Genomic DNA, 400 nt, shown 5'->3' on the forward strand with positions numbered 1-400 from the left:
CTTCTGAAGTAGGGAGGCTCGTCGCTCTAGTGTTTCCTCATCGGCTGTGGGGGCAAAGTCGTCAGCGGCCAAAATGCTTCTCTCGGCCAGTGCCGCACGAATGGAGCTCTCAACATTTGAGCCGACATGTGGGGCTGGTTTGTATCCTTTGATACGCTCCCTTCCCATTCGTAACAATACTGTTGAAATGTTCAGCATCCGAAATTCAACGGAACCTTCGGTGCGTTCCGATAAGACACCCTGGCGTAGCAGGCGATTTTCCTGAGCTTTGTTGAATTTCTGGCCACTTTGCTCAAGTGCCAGCATCTTCAAATAGGCATCGACCGCAGCCTTAATCTCTAAGTCGCTCCAGTCGCTGTTCTTTTTTCCAGTGTCCATACAATCGCCGAGGGTTGAAAAC

At 50.8% G+C, this 400-nt stretch carries 1 protein-coding gene; it reads right to left on the bottom strand.

The window, feature by feature from the left end:
* The coding region (locus AC1DCY_RS27815; RefSeq protein WP_477356045.1) for a hypothetical protein at positions 1-378 on the bottom strand (378 nt) is incomplete at its 3' end.
* Positions 379-400: the final 22 nt, after the last annotated feature.

The organism is Lysinibacillus sp. 10T31 (assembly GCF_056394365.1).